This window comes from Ideonella sp. P3_A4 (assembly GCF_056403075.1).
Genome location: NZ_JBFUGE010000119.1, coordinates 1 through 14,705, shown reverse-complemented (window position 1 = coordinate 14,705; position 14,705 = coordinate 1). Strand labels below are relative to the sequence as shown.

10 protein-coding genes are annotated in these 14,705 nt (G+C 66.7%); 5 read left to right on the top strand and 5 right to left on the bottom strand.

The features are described 5' to 3' along the window. Window positions 1–163: 163 nt before the first annotated feature. The 3 genes from AC1DYI_RS13215 to AC1DYI_RS13205 form a co-directional block, all read right to left on the bottom strand. Window positions 164–706, bottom strand: coding sequence for a hypothetical protein (locus AC1DYI_RS13215; RefSeq protein ID WP_477204577.1), 543 nt, complete (start codon window positions 704–706; stop codon window positions 164–166). A 78-nt stretch (window positions 707–784) separates the two neighbouring features. Further along, window positions 785–1,213 (bottom strand): hypothetical protein, encoded by a 429-nt coding sequence (locus tag AC1DYI_RS13210; protein WP_477204576.1) that lies wholly within the window; start codon window positions 1,211–1,213, stop codon window positions 785–787. A gap of 95 nt (window positions 1,214–1,308) precedes the next feature. Further along, complete coding sequence (locus AC1DYI_RS13205; protein ID WP_477204575.1) at window positions 1,309–1,875, bottom strand: RNA ligase 1 family protein; 567 nt, start codon at window positions 1,873–1,875, stop codon at window positions 1,309–1,311. A gap of 282 nt (window positions 1,876–2,157) precedes the next feature. Between AC1DYI_RS13205 and AC1DYI_RS13200 the strand changes: the two genes are divergently transcribed. The 4 genes from AC1DYI_RS13200 (at window position 2,158) to AC1DYI_RS13185 (ending at window position 5,749) form a co-directional block, all read left to right on the top strand. Next, a complete protein-coding gene (locus tag AC1DYI_RS13200; protein ID WP_477204574.1) occupies window positions 2,158–2,511 on the top strand; it encodes a hypothetical protein in 354 nt (117 codons plus the stop codon). A gap of 87 nt (window positions 2,512–2,598) precedes the next feature. Then, window positions 2,599–4,002 carry a hypothetical protein gene (locus AC1DYI_RS13195; protein WP_477204573.1) on the top strand — a complete coding sequence of 468 codons (1,404 nt, stop codon included), beginning with the start codon at window positions 2,599–2,601 and terminating at the stop codon, window positions 4,000–4,002. Window positions 4,003–4,022: 20 nt separating this feature from the next. Beyond that, window positions 4,023–4,949: a metal ABC transporter substrate-binding protein gene (locus tag AC1DYI_RS13190; RefSeq protein WP_477204572.1), complete on the top strand. Its 927-nt coding sequence runs from the start codon at window positions 4,023–4,025 to the stop codon at window positions 4,947–4,949. Then, on the top strand, window positions 4,946–5,749 hold the full coding sequence (locus AC1DYI_RS13185) for a metal ABC transporter permease (protein ID WP_477204571.1): 804 nt from the start codon (window positions 4,946–4,948) through the stop codon (window positions 5,747–5,749). Before AC1DYI_RS13190 ends, AC1DYI_RS13185 begins: the two co-directional genes overlap by 4 nt. Before the next feature lie 34 nt (window positions 5,750–5,783). Here the strand turns inward: AC1DYI_RS13185 and bchE are convergent, their stop codons facing one another. Next, window positions 5,784–7,331: a magnesium-protoporphyrin IX monomethyl ester anaerobic oxidative cyclase gene (bchE, locus tag AC1DYI_RS13180; RefSeq protein WP_477204578.1), complete on the bottom strand. Its 1,548-nt coding sequence runs from the start codon at window positions 7,329–7,331 to the stop codon at window positions 5,784–5,786. 308 nt (window positions 7,332–7,639) lie between these two features. Here bchE and AC1DYI_RS13175 point away from each other — a divergent pair, with 308 nt between their 5' ends. Then, on the top strand, window positions 7,640–8,971 hold the full coding sequence (locus AC1DYI_RS13175; protein ID WP_477204570.1) for a reverse transcriptase family protein: 1,332 nt from the start codon (window positions 7,640–7,642) through the stop codon (window positions 8,969–8,971). Between the two features lie 33 nt (window positions 8,972–9,004). Here AC1DYI_RS13175 and AC1DYI_RS13170 read toward each other — a convergent pair whose 3' ends face one another. After that, the gene (locus tag AC1DYI_RS13170) at window positions 9,005–14,617 is read right to left on the bottom strand and encodes a Tc toxin subunit A-related protein (protein WP_477204569.1); all 5,613 of its coding nucleotides are present in this window, start codon (window positions 14,615–14,617) and stop codon (window positions 9,005–9,007) included. Between the last annotated feature and the right edge of the window lie 88 nt (window positions 14,618–14,705).

Here is a 14,705-nt window from a genome sequence, read left to right as displayed (position 1 = left end):
AGCCACGGTCCGGGTTGGGCAGGTCGGCCGAGGTGGGGGCGAAGGTGGCCGAAATGGGCGCCGCGCTGGCGCTGAAGGCCCACACGGCGGGAGCGAGTGCCAAGGCCAGGGTGCCCATTCGAGAGGGCAGCAGCCGCGAGACGTGATTCATTGAGAGCTCCTGCTAGGCCCCGGGCAGATTGGGTGCCTGGACATCAAAGATGTTGGCTTCGAATTCGTACCGATACTCGCAATCACCAACATAAGCCAGTGCGAGCTTGCCTACCCAGTGGATGTTGAAGCGGTCGGTGCCCGGAATACGTGAGAACTTGATTCGATGCTGCGCCGCTGCGTCGTGTCCAAGCAAGTAGACGTGAAAAGCGTTGTCTTCAACGTCTTCTGGAGGCGGACTGTCTACCGACACTTCCATGCCGTCCAGAGACTCCAACGAGACCTTGCCAATACCGCCTACGGCAAAGCCACCATCGTGCCAGTAGTTTGAGGACAACGTGCACGCGTGAAAGTTGGTCCAAACGGCTGGAGCCTCCCAATCTGACGCGTACCCGGCTTCCTCGTTGCCGACGATCTCGCGCTCAGCGTCATAGCCCTCCGTCTTGAGGTGCAGATCAAACCAAATTTGACCGACTCTCTCGCTCGAGAGCCATTCGAACTCTTGAATTCGATGCCCTTCTGGCCAAGGGTTCCCAAAGAAGGTGATACGAGACATGCGGAGAGTCTAACGTTCAATGTAGGTGTCACATCGGCGAGGACGCCGTTATCTCAACGGAGGGGTCAGGCTTCCGACTCACTTTTTCACCTCCCACTTGGCACCGAGCATGGCGTCAAGTGTGGCGCTCACTGACGTGTCGAATGCGCCAGCCTGACCAGTAAGGTAAGCCTTCTTCCAGGTGTCGTAGCCCTCCTGAAACTCTGGAATAGAAGTGGACTGCGAAAGCAACTTGGTGATGCTGGATTGAACGGCGGCGTCCTTGAACGGCATATGTGGAACGTCGCTGATGACATTGCCCTTGGCTGGATTCCTCATCTGGATGCCGTCCACTCGTATGTGTACGACTCGACCGAGGTCGTCGTACTTCTCCACCTTCAGCACCGTCAGCTTCGAGCCGGGCTCACCAGGGCGAGTCTTGTACGCCCAGACTTGACCCGCCTGAAGTTCCACCGCATTGGCGAGGCTGCAGGCGGCAACAAGGGCACAGATGGCCATGAATCGCATATCAGAATCCTGGTGTGTTCGGGATGGTTCACGACCTCGACGCTGCGGCAGCAAAAAGTAGGGAGAGGATTGCTCCTCTCCCTCGCACTGCACGATCAGTAAGGGAAGTCCGCTCGCTTGATCTTCACCATGCGGCCGTCCGAGTGGTGCCACACGATGCCTTCGATGGACATGTCCCTAAGGTACTCCATCAAGCCGGCGAAGCTGCGAGGGCAGTCCATGAGCACGTCCTTGCCGTGAGGGACCAGGATGTGCTCGTCGAGCTTCTCCGGATTGGCACCATGACGGGTGCCGATCTTGGGCCCACAGACCTCGTACGTGCCGTCCGGGATGCCTTGCGGATACTCGGAGGCCGCCTTCTGGATGGCCTCACGGATGTACCGCGAGTCCGGACCGTCGGTGGCCACCCAGCCCGGCCAGTGACCACTGACGGGATCCGGATCCGGTTGAGCCGGAATGAACCCCGCCGGTGGCGTACGACCGGTCTTGGCGTCGTACCGCTTGAACACGGCACCACCTTGAACCAGAACGGCCACGCCGTCCCACTTGCGAGTGGCCCTGCCCTCACCTTGGACAACCCACTCGGCGCCTGGGCTGACCTCGTCGCGTACCTTCCGATTGCCTTCATAGTTGCGCTGAAACAGCGAAACGATTTTCTTCACAAGAACTCCTTAACTTGGTTGACAGTTTTCGAGTCCTATCGCCTGCCATCAAGGATTAACTTGCATGTCCGCTTCTCAGCAGACCAGGCACAAGGCTTGGCTTGCTGAGCGACGAACTTAACTATTGTCGTCGTGCTGGCGGGCCATCCCGCGGCCGCGATGACGTTGCTGCGTCGTTTTTCGCGATGTCTGGGGCAACTTCAACTTCGTTCAGCAAGACATTCCTTGACAAACCGCCCCGCGCGACTGTGACGCAAGCCGACTAAGATTACGGTCTTCGCCATGCGAGCCAACCGCCACGCCCCTGCCTCACGCCGCCACCTTGTGTGGCTGCTGTGGCTCGCCATGCTGTTGCCGCTGGCGCAGGCGGCGGCGAACTGGCATGCGCTGTCGCATGCGGCTGCGTCTGCCACCGGCGGCGAAACCGACAGCGACAGCAAGGCGCTGCACGCTTCGAGTTGCGCGCTGTGTCTCAGCGCCGCCGTTGTCAGTAGTGGCGCGTTGCCCAGCAAGCCGCCTGGCCTGCTGCTGCTGACAAGCAGCCATGCGGCGCCTCAGGCCGCTGTTCAAGGCGTTCACCACGCCACCGATTGGCCGGCCTACCAAAGCCGCGCCCCGCCCGTCATTCCCTGCTGATCGTTGCCTGTCGCGTCGGATGTGCCCTGCTCGCCTGCGAGGGGGCCTTCCGGCGCCATCAAACGCTTTCGCCTGGAATGAACTCACATGCATTTGCTGTGCCCTGCGAGCCTTGCGCTTGCCTTTGTCGCGCCCATTGCCGCCGCGGCCCCCTCGCCTGACACCCCTCCACCCGCCGACATCAAGGCGATCCGCCAAGAGATCGACGCGATGCGCACCGCCTACGAGGCGAGATTGCAGGCGCTTGAGGAGCGCCTGAAGGCCGCCGAAGCGGCTGCGGCTGTACCACCTCCGCCTGCCGTCGCCGCGGTGTCGGCCCCGCCTTCGCCGCCGACCGCCCCTGCGGCCAGTGCCGGCGGCAGCGGCGCCAACGCCTTCAACCCGGCCATCTCGCTGATCCTGTCCGGCCAGTTCGCGCGCTTGTCGAAAGACCCGGCGAACTACGCCATCACCGGCTTCCAGCTGCCCACCGATGCCGAACTCGGCCCGGGCGAACGCGGCTTCGGGCTGGGCGAGACCGAGCTGGGCCTGTCCGCCAGCATCGACCCGTGGCTGCGCGGCTCGGTCAATCTCGCGCTGGCGCCGGACGATGGCGTGGAGGTCGAAGAGGCCTTCATCGAAACCACGGCGCTGGACTACGGCTTCACGCTGCGGGGCGGCCGCTTCTTCTCGGCCATCGGCTACCTGAACTCGCAGCACGCCCACACCTGGGACTTCGTCGACAACCCGCTGGCCTACCAGGCACTGCTGGGCACGCAGCACGGCGACGATGGCCTGCGCCTGAGCTGGCTGGCACCGACCGACCAGTACATCGAGCTGGCCGCCGAAATCGGCCGTGGCCGCAGCTTCCCTGGTGGCGGCAACGAGGGCAACGGCGCCGGCATGTGGGCCTTGGCGGCGCACACCGGCGGCGACCTGGGCGACAGCCACAGCTGGCGCGCCGGCTTGTCGGTGCTGAAGACCAAGGCGGCCGACCAGGAGCTGGCGGCCATTGACGCCAGCGGCACCGCGGTGACCAACGCCTTCAGCGGCAACACCCGCGTCTGGGTGGCCGATGCGGTGTGGAAATGGGCGCCCAACGGCAACGCCACGCGCACGAATTTCAAGCTGCAGGGCGAGTACCTGCGCAGCACGCGCAGCGGCACGTTGACATACGACCTGGACGGCGCCAACAGCGCCGGCGCCTACCACGCGACGCAGTCAGGCTGGTACCTGCAGGGCATCTACCAGTTCATGCCGCGTTGGCGGGTTGGGCTGCGCACCGAGCAACTGGACGCAGGCTCGCCGGACTACGGCCCCAACGCCGTCGCCCTGGCAACGGGCGACTACCAACCGCGCAAGAACACGCTGATGCTGGACTTCAGCCCGAGCGAGTTCTCGCGTTTCCGCCTGCAGTTCGGACAGGACCGTTCACGCAACGGCGTGACCGACAACCAGATCTTCCTGCAATACCAGATGAGCCTCGGCGCGCACGGCGCCCACGGTTTCTAACCGCTGACCTTGGAGTACCGATGATGATGATGAAACGCATCACCCTGCCCGGCCTGCTGGCCGCGGCCCTGGCCCTGCTGTCGGCGCTGCCGGCCCAGGCCGCGCTGCGCGTGTTCGCCTGCGAACCCGAATGGGGAGCGCTGGCGCAAGAGCTGGGCGGCGACCTGGTCGACGTGTCGGTGGCCACCACCGCGCTGCAAGACCCGCACCAGATCCAGGCCAAGCCCAGCCTGATCGCACGCGCGCGCAACGCCGACTTGGTGGTCTGCACCGGCGCTGAACTCGAGATCGGCTGGCTGCCGATCTTGCTGCAGCAGTCGGGCAATGCGAAGGTGCAGGCCGGCCAGCCGGGCAACTTCGCAGCTGCTGACCACGTGCGCAAGCTCGAAATGCCATCGCAGGTCGATCGCTCGCAGGGCGACGTGCACGCGGCTGGCAACCCGCACATCCAGACCGACCCGCGCAACATCGCGCTGGTCGCCGCCGCGCTTAGTGCGCGGCTGCAGCAGGTGGACGCCGCCCATGCGGCCGACTACGCCAAGCGCCAGGCCGATTTCACGCAACGCTGGCAGCAGGCGATGACCCGTTGGACTACACAGGCCRCACCGCTCAAAGGCGCGCCGGTCGTGTCCCAGCACAAGGCCTTCGTCTACCTCTACGACTGGCTCGGCCTGAAAGAGGTGGCGGTGCTCGAACCCAAGCCCGGTGTCGAGCCCAGCGCGGCGCATCTGCAGTCGGTGCTCACCACGCTGAAGGCCACRCCGGCCCGCATGGTGGTGCGTGCGGCCTACCAGGACGGCAAGCCCTCGGAATGGTTGAACAAGAACGCCGGCATCGCCGCCGTCACGCTGCCCTTCACCGTCGGTGGCACCGATGGTGCGAAGGACTTGTTCGGCCTGTTCGACGACACCGTGGCGCGGCTCTTGGCCGCCGGGAGCCAAAAATGAACTGGAGCGCGCTGGACTGGACCATCCTCGGCCCCGGCCTGATCGCCGGCCTGCTGGTGCTGCTGACCCACGTGCCGCTGGGCACGCAAGTGCTGGACCGTGGCATCGTCTTCATCGACCTGGCAATCGCGCAGATCGCCGGGCTGGGCGTGATCGCCGCCGATACGCTGGGCTTGCCCGACGGTGGCATGGCCGTGCAAGTGGCTGCCGTGTGCGCCGCGCTGCTCGGTGCCCTGCTGTTGACATGGACAGAACGGCGCGCTCCGCAACAACAAGAGGCCCTGATCGGCGTCTTGTTCATCCTCGCGGCCTGCGCCGGCATCTTGCTGCTGGCTGGCAACCCGCACGGCGGCGAGCACCTGAAAGACCTGCTGGTCGGCCAGATCCTGTGGGTCAACCCATCGCAACTGGTGTGGCTGGCTGCCGTGTCTGCGCTGCTGTGCGCGGCGATGTGGTTGGGCTGGGTGCGGCGGCTCGGGCGCTTCGGCTTCTACGGCGCGTTCGCGATCGCGGTCACCGCCTCGGTGCAACTGGTCGGCGTGTACCTGGTGTTCTCGAGCCTGATCATCCCGGCGCTGGCCACGCGCACCTTGCGCGGCCGCAGCCGGCTCGTCGTGGGCTACGTGATCGGTGCGATCGGTTATGCGCTGGGGCTGGCTCTGTCGGCACTGTTCGATCTGCCTTCGGGCGCGGTGATTGTGTGGACGCTGGCGGCCTGCGCGCTGGCGAGCGTCTGGTTGGTGCGCGCACCAGCGCCCCGGCTTGCGTCGAGTGAGGCCGGACACGAGCAGGCGACGTGAGGCAGTGCGTGCGCAACCGTTTGGGCAGCCACGGTTACTCGACTCGAGAAGGTATCAAGGGAACGGTCCGCCGAGCCGGGGTCGTCTTTTCGAGGGCGTACTCGCGCGTCTCCAACGTCGGCCCCAGGAACGTCTTCAGGGCCGGTCCGTTTCGCACCCGCGGGCTGGCGAAGAAGAACTCGAACACCTCATGCAACCAGACCCGGCGGCCCATCTCGGAGTACCACCGCATCGACTGGCGCTGGACCGGATCGCGATGGAACAAGAGGCGGGCCAGCGCCTTCGGGCGCAGTTGCAGGATGAGTTCGATGGACTTGAACCACAGGAACAGGCGCCACGGCGGCATGTGGCGCGTCGCCAGCACCTGGTGCTTGTAATCCCAGCGGCGGGTGTCGACCTGGATGACCTGCCGGTGCTCGGCGGTCTTGTAGAACGGCGTCCAGCGGTGCGGCGTCACGTACAGCAACTGGATCTGGTCGGGGTCGTAGCGCAACAGGTGGCGCAATGAGCGCCAGAGGTCCACGTCGCGCTCTTCCTCGAAACCCACGACATAGGTCGCCATCGAGAGGATGCCGTGCTGGCGCATCAGTTGAATGGCCTGCGCGTCTTCGCTGGTGCTGGCGCCCTTGCGGATCTGCGCGAGCGTGCTTTCGCTGTAGGCCTCGATGCCCAACAGAAAGCGTATGACGCCGGCCTGCCGGTACAGATGGAGGATGTCCGCATCGCGCACGATATCGCCCGCACGGGTCGACCCGACTAGCAGCACCGGCACGTTCTCGGCGATCAGGGCTTCGAGAAACGCGCGCCACATCTTGCGCGAACCGGTGGGCAGCTCGTCGGCGAAGTTGATCAGTTCGACGCCGTGCTCGCGGTACAGCCGGGCGATCTCGCGGGCGAGCTTGATTGGGTCGCGATGGCGCCACTGCGTCCAGAAGCCGCGTTGCCCGCAGTAGTTGCACAGGTACGGGCAACCGCGCGAGAACTGCACGACAACCGCGCGTTTGCCGCCCCAGTAGGTGTAACGCTGATGGTCGATGAGCTCCCAGCCGACCCGGTAGTCGTCGAGGTTGCGGATCATGATCGCCGCGGGCGTTTCAATGGCCTTGCCCGAGCCCTGTGGATCGCGAAGGGCGATGCCGCGAACCGAGCGCAGGTCACTGCTCGCCTGCAGCGCCCGCATCAGGTCGACGGCCGTCTGTTCGCCCTCGCCGCGCACGATGATGTCGATGGATGAGGTCTCGGCGAGGATCTCGTCCCAGTGGTAGGTGGGATGCACGCCGCCATAGACGATGGTGACGCCAGGCAGCCGCTGCTTGAGGGCGTCGCAGATGGCCACCACCGTGGTGTGCGCGGAACTGGAGCCGGAGTGACCGAGCATCACCACGTCGGGCCGGCGGCGGGCCGCTTCCTCGACGATGCGGTGGATCGGCAGATCCTCCAGATCCGCATCGACCAGGTCGACGGCGAATCCGGCATCGATCAAGGGACCGCCGATGCTGAGCAGCCCCAGCGGCGGCAAATGGTCGTCCGGGATCCGGCTGCCGATGGCCGTGTGGGGTGGGTTGATCAAGGTGACTTTCATCGCTTCCTCCAGAACGTGCTGCCGTTGCGGCAGCTGTTCTTCGGAGTGTGGGCAACACGGGTGAGGCCGATGTGGGGCCGGTGAAGCGAATGTGAAGTGAGAGTCCGCCGGGCCGCGTTGATAATCCGCGCGCGGCCGCTGCCCAAGCGTTTTGCGTCGTCGATCGAAAGTGCGGCGTCGTGCCGTGGGGTACCCCCACGGTCGTTGGTTAGCTTGGCCCATTCGTGGCGCCATCCCGACGTGGCATTCCGCCACCACAGATAGCGCTTCACCTGCAGGTTGGGCAGCGTGCCGCACCTTTGCCAACCATGACGCTTTACACCCGGCTCACCGCACTGTCCATCGCCCGCACGATGCTGTGCGGCCCGCAAGAAGCAGACGGCCTGGTGGCCCGCATCGAAGCCTGCCTTGGCAGCACCGCGCCGTGGTGCCACAAGCTGGCGCAGCGCTGCGCTCGGCTGCCGGGCGAACAGTGGCGACGCTTGACGCCGCGCACGCTCGCCGATCTGGTCGAGCGCGACGAAGGCTACGAGGGTGCTTGGCGCACCCGCCCGACGCCTTACGTGCGCCGCTACCTGCTGCACTGGCCGCACCGCATGCAGGCGCCGCCGTTGGGGCTGGACTGGGTCCAGCTGCCCGATTGGCCGCACAGCCAGGCGCTGGCGCAATGGTTGGGTCAATCGGCCGGTGGCCTGTGGCGCTTGACGCGCAGCGCGCCATGGCAGCGAAAGGCGCCGCTCGGCGAGCAGCACTACCGCTTCCAGTTGCTGGCCAAGCGCAGCGGTGGCTGGCGCCTGCTGGAGGTGCCCGAACCTTACCTGATGACGTTGCAGCGCCGACTGCTCGACGATCTGCTCGACCGCATCCCGCCGCACGATGCCGCCTGCGGCTACGTGCGCGAACGCTCCGTGGTCGACCACGCGCGAGCCCATGCAGGCCAAGCAGTGGTGCTGAAGTTCGATCTGCAAGACTTCTTCAGCTCGGTGCGCGCATCACGCGTGCATGCCCTGTTCACGACACTCGGCTACCCCGAACAAGTGGCACGTGAACTCACTGCACTGTGCACCGTTGCCACGCCGGAGCCGGTGCTGCGCCGCCTGCACCAACAAGGCAGCCTGAGCTGGCCGCAGCTGCAGCGCCTGCGCGAGCCGCACCTGCCGCAAGGCGCGCCCAGCTCGGCCGCGCTCGCCAACCTCTGTGCCTTCAAGCTCGACCTGCGGCTGGACGGCCTGGCCCACGCCCTGGGCGCACGCTACACGCGCTACGCCGACGACATCGTGCTGTCTGGCGGCGCGAACCTGCGGGAGGCCCGCGCCCGCATCGAAGCCTGGCTCGCCCGCATCACCGGCGAAGAAGGCTTCGCGCTCAACCTGCGCAAGTCGCGTTGCGTCGGTACCGGCATCCGCCAATCGGTCTGCGGCATCGTCGTCAACCAGCACCCCAACCTGCCCCGCGAAGACTTCGACCGCTTGAAGGCTGTGTTGCACCAATGCGTGCGCGACGGCCCGCGCGCGCAGAACCGCGACGCCCTGCCGAACTGGCGCGACCACCTGCGTGGCCGCGTTGCCTGGGCCACCCAGCTGAACCCGGAGAAGGCGCAGCGCCTACAGCGCCTGTTCGACCAGATCGACTGGGCTTGAAGCGGGCTGCAGGCGTCCGCGCACGCTCACGGCCTACATCGGCCACGCCGGCGTGCGGCCCTCGTAGGTCACCACCAGCAGCAGGTCGTCGATCTCTTCGTTTTTGAAGCGGTTGCGCATCTCCTCGGTGTTGGGCAGTGTCAAGGTCCAGTCGCCAGCAGGTGACTTGCCGATCAACGGGATCCACGCGCTGCCGTTGCCACGCCTGGTGCTGACGAGACCGTCGGTCGTCCCACCCACGGTGCCGCCGACGGCCGCGGTTTCGCCCTGCGGCGTCAGCATCAGCTGCGTGTTGCCGATTTCGAAGGTCTTGCCGTCGGCACGCGCGACCGCCAGCAGCACCTGCTGGATCTGCACGTCGCGCAGGTTCGGCGGGAAGCTCTGCTGGGCCAACGTGAACGTGATGGTCATCGGCGCCAGCGCATGCTCGGGGTTGTGCAGCGCATACCACTGGTCGGCGTACTGGTCACGGATGCTGACGACCCGCTCGGCGCTCAGGCTGTCGTCGAGCTGCTGGATCACCTGCTGGCGGTAGGTGAAGTCTTGCAGCGCGGTGTATTCCACCGTGAACAACACGTCCGATATCGAGCCGAAGTCGAACGCGTTCGCGGCCTTCGGCAGCTGCAGCTCCCAGTTCGTGTCCACGCCCATGCTCTCGAACGGGCGCAGCATGCCGGGGTCTTGCTGCAGCTCGAGCAGGCCGGTGGCGTTGCTCGTGGAGGTGAAGGCGATCAACTCCGGGTCGCGCCGCACGGTGACGGCCTGGAACGTATCGCCACCGGTGACCACCCGCGAGATGCCCGAGGCGATCAGCGTCGCGCGCACGCCCTGGCGCGGTGGTACCAGCGCGATCATCGACAAGCTGACCCGCGAGAGCAGCCGCAGGTAGTGGCCCGGGAAACCGCGGTCGAACAAGGCCATCGGCGTGGCAAACGGCAGGCTGCCGGTTTCGCGGAAGCGCTGGAACTCCGCCGGGAACAGCTGGGCCAGCGAGAAGGTCTCCGACAGCTGCAGCTTGCGGCGGTTCGAGTCGAACGCGAACTGGTCCAGCCGCGTGATGTCTTGCAGCAAACGCACCGAGCCGGTCATGCCACGCCGGTCGGTCGCCTCGCTTTGGCCACCGCCGGTGGGTGCGGCGTTGTCGGTGGCTTCCCAATAGTCGGCCTTGATGAACGCCGGTGGCGTCTCTTGCCGCTCGAAGCCCAGTTGGTACTGCGCCAACTGCGCCATCGCCGTGGCCTGCTGCAGGAAGTAGTTGTAGGCACCACCGAGAACGCCGCTCATCCACGCATACAGCTCGGCGCTGGTGAACTTGTGGGCCAGGAACTGCACGGTCGCTTCGGCGTGGTCGCGCTGCGTGGTGGAGATGAACGCCTCCTGGCGGGCCACGCCGGCGTGGGTTTGCGCCACCACCAGCTGCTGCCGGCTGGTGGCCAGGTCGTTGTCGGCCAGCTGGCGCTGCAGTTGCCATTCCTGGTTGCGGCGCTCGTAGCTGGCGCGAACCGAATCCACCTGCGCGGCCGTTTCGGCAGCAGCATGCAGGGTCACCAGCTCCGAGCGACCGAACGCCAGGAACGCCACCTTCGCCGCCGCCGCCCCCGCCGCAGCGCCCGACACACCGGCACCGGCTGCGCTGGCAAATGCCTGTGCCGCGGTCAGTGCAGCGTCGGCACCAGCCAGCATCATCGCGGCGTTGCCGGCGAGCTGGTGGCTGTCGATGACGCCGCGCTCCCACCCGCTCAAGCCGGCAGAGATCCAGCCCTGGTAGGTGTCGCGCAGCGTCTCGGCGCGGTCTTGCTGCCGCTCGACGACGCCCACGCCCTGCTCGGCCTCCAGCACCTGCAGCGTGTGCAGGTCCACCGCGGCGCTGGCCAGTTGCAGGTCCTGCCCGGCCTTGAGCAGGCTGTAGGTCTCGGCGTCGCGCTTTTCGAGCGCGGCGAGGAAGGCCTGTTCGACCTGCTGCGCAATGCTGACCAGGTTCTTGGCCCGCTCGATCAGCACGTTGTAGCGATAGGGCGTGGGCTTGAAGCGGCGCTGCAGGTCACTGGCCACCGGCAAGCGGTCCAGCGTCAGCGACGGCTGGACGATGGGCGGCGCCTGGCGCGGGATGCCGGCGATGTTGCGGCCGCTGCGCAGCTTGAACAGGTTCAGCTCGGCGCGGATCTTCAGCGCCTGCGGCACCGGGTTCGGCGGGAACGGCGACGCATCGCCGCCGATGCCGGGCGCCTGCATCTCCGGCAGCGCGAGCAGCCCCAGCGCGGCGCTGTAGAGCACACGGGCCCGGGCCACGGCCTCGCCGTCGTCACGGGTGAACTCGGCGTCGGCAAAGTCCAGGTAGCAGCGCGCCAGGCTCATCAGCGTGAAGCGGGTGTAGGCGCTGGCCCGCACCGAGACGATCTCGTGCGGGTTCAACCCGACGCGCAGCCAGTTGTCGGGGTTGCGCTGGTAGTGCGTCTGGATGCCCTCTTCCAGCACCAGGCCCGGGTAGATCTTGCGGTCACCGGCCGCGAAGTGGTCGGTGTAGACCGTCTCGATCCAGTCCAACGCCACCAGGTACTGGCCTGACTGTTGCAACGCCAGCGCCAGCGCCATCGGCACGAAGTAGAAGATCTCCTGCAGGTAGTTGGGCACCTCGGACAGCACGGTGTAGCCGTTGGCGATGAAGACATCGTCGCGAACGAACTTGCGCCGCGCCGCCAGCTCGGCATCGGTCAGTTGATCGGTGATGGCCACGCCGTGCAACACCGCGGGCATCGGCGGCGACAAGGCTTCGGTCGCCAACTGCTTCAGGTAATCCTCGGCGAGCTTGCGTGCCTGCACAGGTGTCAGGCGCGGCTGGTCGCGCAGGGCGGTCAGGAAGTCGCCGAAGGCATCGGTCTGCGCGGTGGTCGGCCGCTGGTTGGTGTCGGCGGACGAGACGGGGCGCAGTTCCGGCAGCAGGTAACTCTCGGGGTAGGCGAAGACCCGCATCGCCGCATTCCAGGTGGCATAGCCGCCCATCCACAGCCACTCTTCGTCAAAGTCGGCTTCGAGGTAAGGCTTGTGCTCGTCGAAGGCCAGCTCCCAATCGGCCGCGGGGTTGACCGTGCCCAGCACCGGCGGCTCGGTCTTCAGGCGCCCGGTGCGCAGCGACAGCAGCACCTCTTGCAAGGTGGCCAGCGCCTGCAACGCACGCGTGGTCTTCTGGTGCCCTTCGTCGCGGCAGTCGATGCCCAGCTCCTGGGTCAGCCGGTCGGCGATCAGCACCGGGTCGCGCTCGGCAGCAATGGCCGCGATGCAGGCCTGGCGCAGCAAGGGCAGCGCGGCCTCTTCGGCACTGCCCACCACCGACTGCATCGCCTGCGTCAGCGTCTGCTCTTGCTGCAGGCGAGCGTCCAGCGTGCGACGCCAGACCTGGCGGGCTTGCAGCGTCGCGCGCCAGGCCGGCAGCACCGTGGCCGGTGCCTCGGTGGCGTCGAGCAGGCGGAAATGATCCGGGGCCAGGATCAGACCCTTGAGTTGCTCCTCGCCGCGCCAGGCGGCATAACGCCCGAGCTTGTTGACCTGGGTCAGGATGGCGTAGACGTCGTCCCACTCGGCATCCAGCACGCTGCCGGCAACCGCCAGCTCACGCACCCGCATCAGGTGCACGAAGGCCGGCATCGTCAGGCGCCTGGCCAGCAAGGCGGGCTCGATGTCGTCGCCCTGCCGACGCGTCTCATCGAGCGCCAGCAGGTCGGCCACCGGGCCCAGCGTGTCGCCGACGATCTTGTCGAAGCCGGCCTCCTGCGTCGCCTGGGCGCGGCGCGCCGAATCCTGCGCCGCCAGGAAGGCGGCCAGGTCACCCTGCCGGGACAACCACAGGTCATAGGCGGCGTTGCCTGGGCTGGCGGTGCGCAGGTCCTGCGCCACCAGCAGGTCGGGGTCGATCAGCGGCACCGGCGTGCCGAAGGGCGACTGCGCCGCGTCGTCTTGCTGCTGCCACAGGGCTCGCAGGTGCTCCTTCTGCCAGATCAGCAGCTGCGCTTCGGGTAACAGGCTGTCGCTCAGCGGCTTGAGCGTGGTTTCTTCGAGGCCGAACAAGGCTTTCAGCGCCGCCTCGCTCACGTCAGCCGGCTGCAGCAGCAATTGATCCAGCCGATCGGGGCGGAACTGCGACAGCCCGATCCCCAGGCGGCTGGCCAGCGCCTCGCGTGATGCGCTGTCGGCCACGCGGGCCAGGCGGATCTCTTCGTACGAGGTGCCCAGCCCCGCCAGCAGCGCGGCGTAGGCGGCCTGCCGGTACGCGGCCTCTGCGTCGCCAGGCACCGCGCGCTCGTGCTTGGCCATGTAGCGGCGCAGCACGTCGACACACAAGCGCACCTGGCTGGCGGCCAGGTTGGCGACCGGACGGTTGTCCTGGGTCACCAGCTCGGCAAACGGCTGCAGGTAGGTGTCGACCAACAGCTGGCGACTGACCGGCTCGCCGTCGTGCGAGGTCTTGGCACGGTGTGTCGTGAAGTCGAGCAGGTCGTCCAGGTAGGCCGCCGGGCTGAAGACCGCTGACGGGTCAGCCGGCTCGAATGGCTCGGCCACGACCACCGCGCGGTTGACGACGAACCGGTTCGGCACCAGTGGGGCGTTGTCGGTGGCACGCACGAAGATCGTGTGCGAGCCCGCTTCGCCGATCGTGATGCGCGCGCTCCAGGTCGACCAGTCACCTTCGGCGCGCGGGATGGCCGGCGTGTAGGCCGCTTCGCTGTCCAGCGCCCATTCGACCAGCGCGACGCCGGTCTGCGTGTCCGACGCGGTGCCGCGCACGTCGATGGTCACCGAGCCGTCGACCAGCGGAAAGGCCGGTGCATTGATGGAGGGCACGTCGATGCCGACCGAGGGCTCGGTGTTGTCGCCCAGCTTCACCGTCACGCTTTGCTCGGGGCTCTGGTTGCCGAGGTTGTCGCGGGCACGCACCACCACCGTGTGGTCGCCGACGCGCGGCTGCAGCGCCACCTGCGCTGTCCAGTTGTTGGTACCCGCCGCGGAGGTGAAGGGGCCGTCGGCGTAGCGCCATTCGACGGCCGCAACCCCCGCGGCGTTGTCGGCCGCAGTGCCGGTGATGGTGGCGATGAACGGCGGCGCCGGCACCAGCACATCCGCCGGTGGGTTGATGCTGATGCTCGGCGGCGTGTTGTCGACGACCACGGTTCCCGTGTCGGTAGCCGTGCCACCGGCGGTCGGTGGGTCGCTCGCGAAGACCTCGGCGGTGATCAGCTGCGATCCGTCGGCGATGCCGCTGACCGACAGCATCCAGCTGGTCCACGGCGTGTTGCCGGGGCCGGTGGGCGTGGCGGTGAAGGTGCCCACCGCCCCGATGGTGACCTGGACGCTGGTGATGGTCTCGTCGGCGTGGCGAACGAAGATGTTGTCTTCGTCGTTCGGGATGTCCTTCAGCAGGTCGCACGACGCGATGCCACTGACGGTGAACGCGTTGCCGGCCAGCGGCGGCGCACTCAGGCTGATCTCGGGTTCGAGGTGGAAGAAGTCTTTCAGTGGTGGTACCAGCAGCTGCGCCGCGACTGCACTGGTTTTGTCTGGCGCGCGGCTGGAACGGGACTTCGCGGTGTGGGCTTCAACCGTCGCGATGGCCCCTGAAACAACATCAATGGAATTGTCGAACTTGATGGACATTGAAAATACCCCTGTGGAAACTGACATCTGTTCTGCATCGCCGACATGGCTCAGAACCAGGACTTGAAATCCGCCCACGCTTGCGAGT

Bases quoted from the DNA above. Each gene is read 5' to 3' on its own strand.
- AC1DYI_RS13215 (WP_477204577.1), bottom strand. From the start codon at position 706: ATGTCTCGTATCACCTTCTTTGGGAACCCTTGGCCAGAAGGGCATCGA.
- AC1DYI_RS13210 (WP_477204576.1), bottom strand. From the start codon at position 1,213: ATGCGATTCATGGCCATCTGTGCCCTTGTTGCCGCCTGCAGCCTCGCC.
- AC1DYI_RS13200 (WP_477204574.1), top strand. From the start codon at position 2,158: ATGCGAGCCAACCGCCACGCCCCTGCCTCACGCCGCCACCTTGTGTGG.
- AC1DYI_RS13195 (WP_477204573.1), top strand. From the start codon at position 2,599: ATGCATTTGCTGTGCCCTGCGAGCCTTGCGCTTGCCTTTGTCGCGCCC.
- AC1DYI_RS13185 (WP_477204571.1), top strand. From the start codon at position 4,946: ATGAACTGGAGCGCGCTGGACTGGACCATCCTCGGCCCCGGCCTGATC.
- bchE (WP_477204578.1), bottom strand. From the start codon at position 7,331: ATGAAAGTCACCTTGATCAACCCACCCCACACGGCCATCGGCAGCCGG.
- AC1DYI_RS13175 (WP_477204570.1), top strand. From the start codon at position 7,640: ATGACGCTTTACACCCGGCTCACCGCACTGTCCATCGCCCGCACGATG.
- AC1DYI_RS13170 (WP_477204569.1), bottom strand. From the start codon at position 14,617: ATGTCCATCAAGTTCGACAATTCCATTGATGTTGTTTCAGGGGCCATC.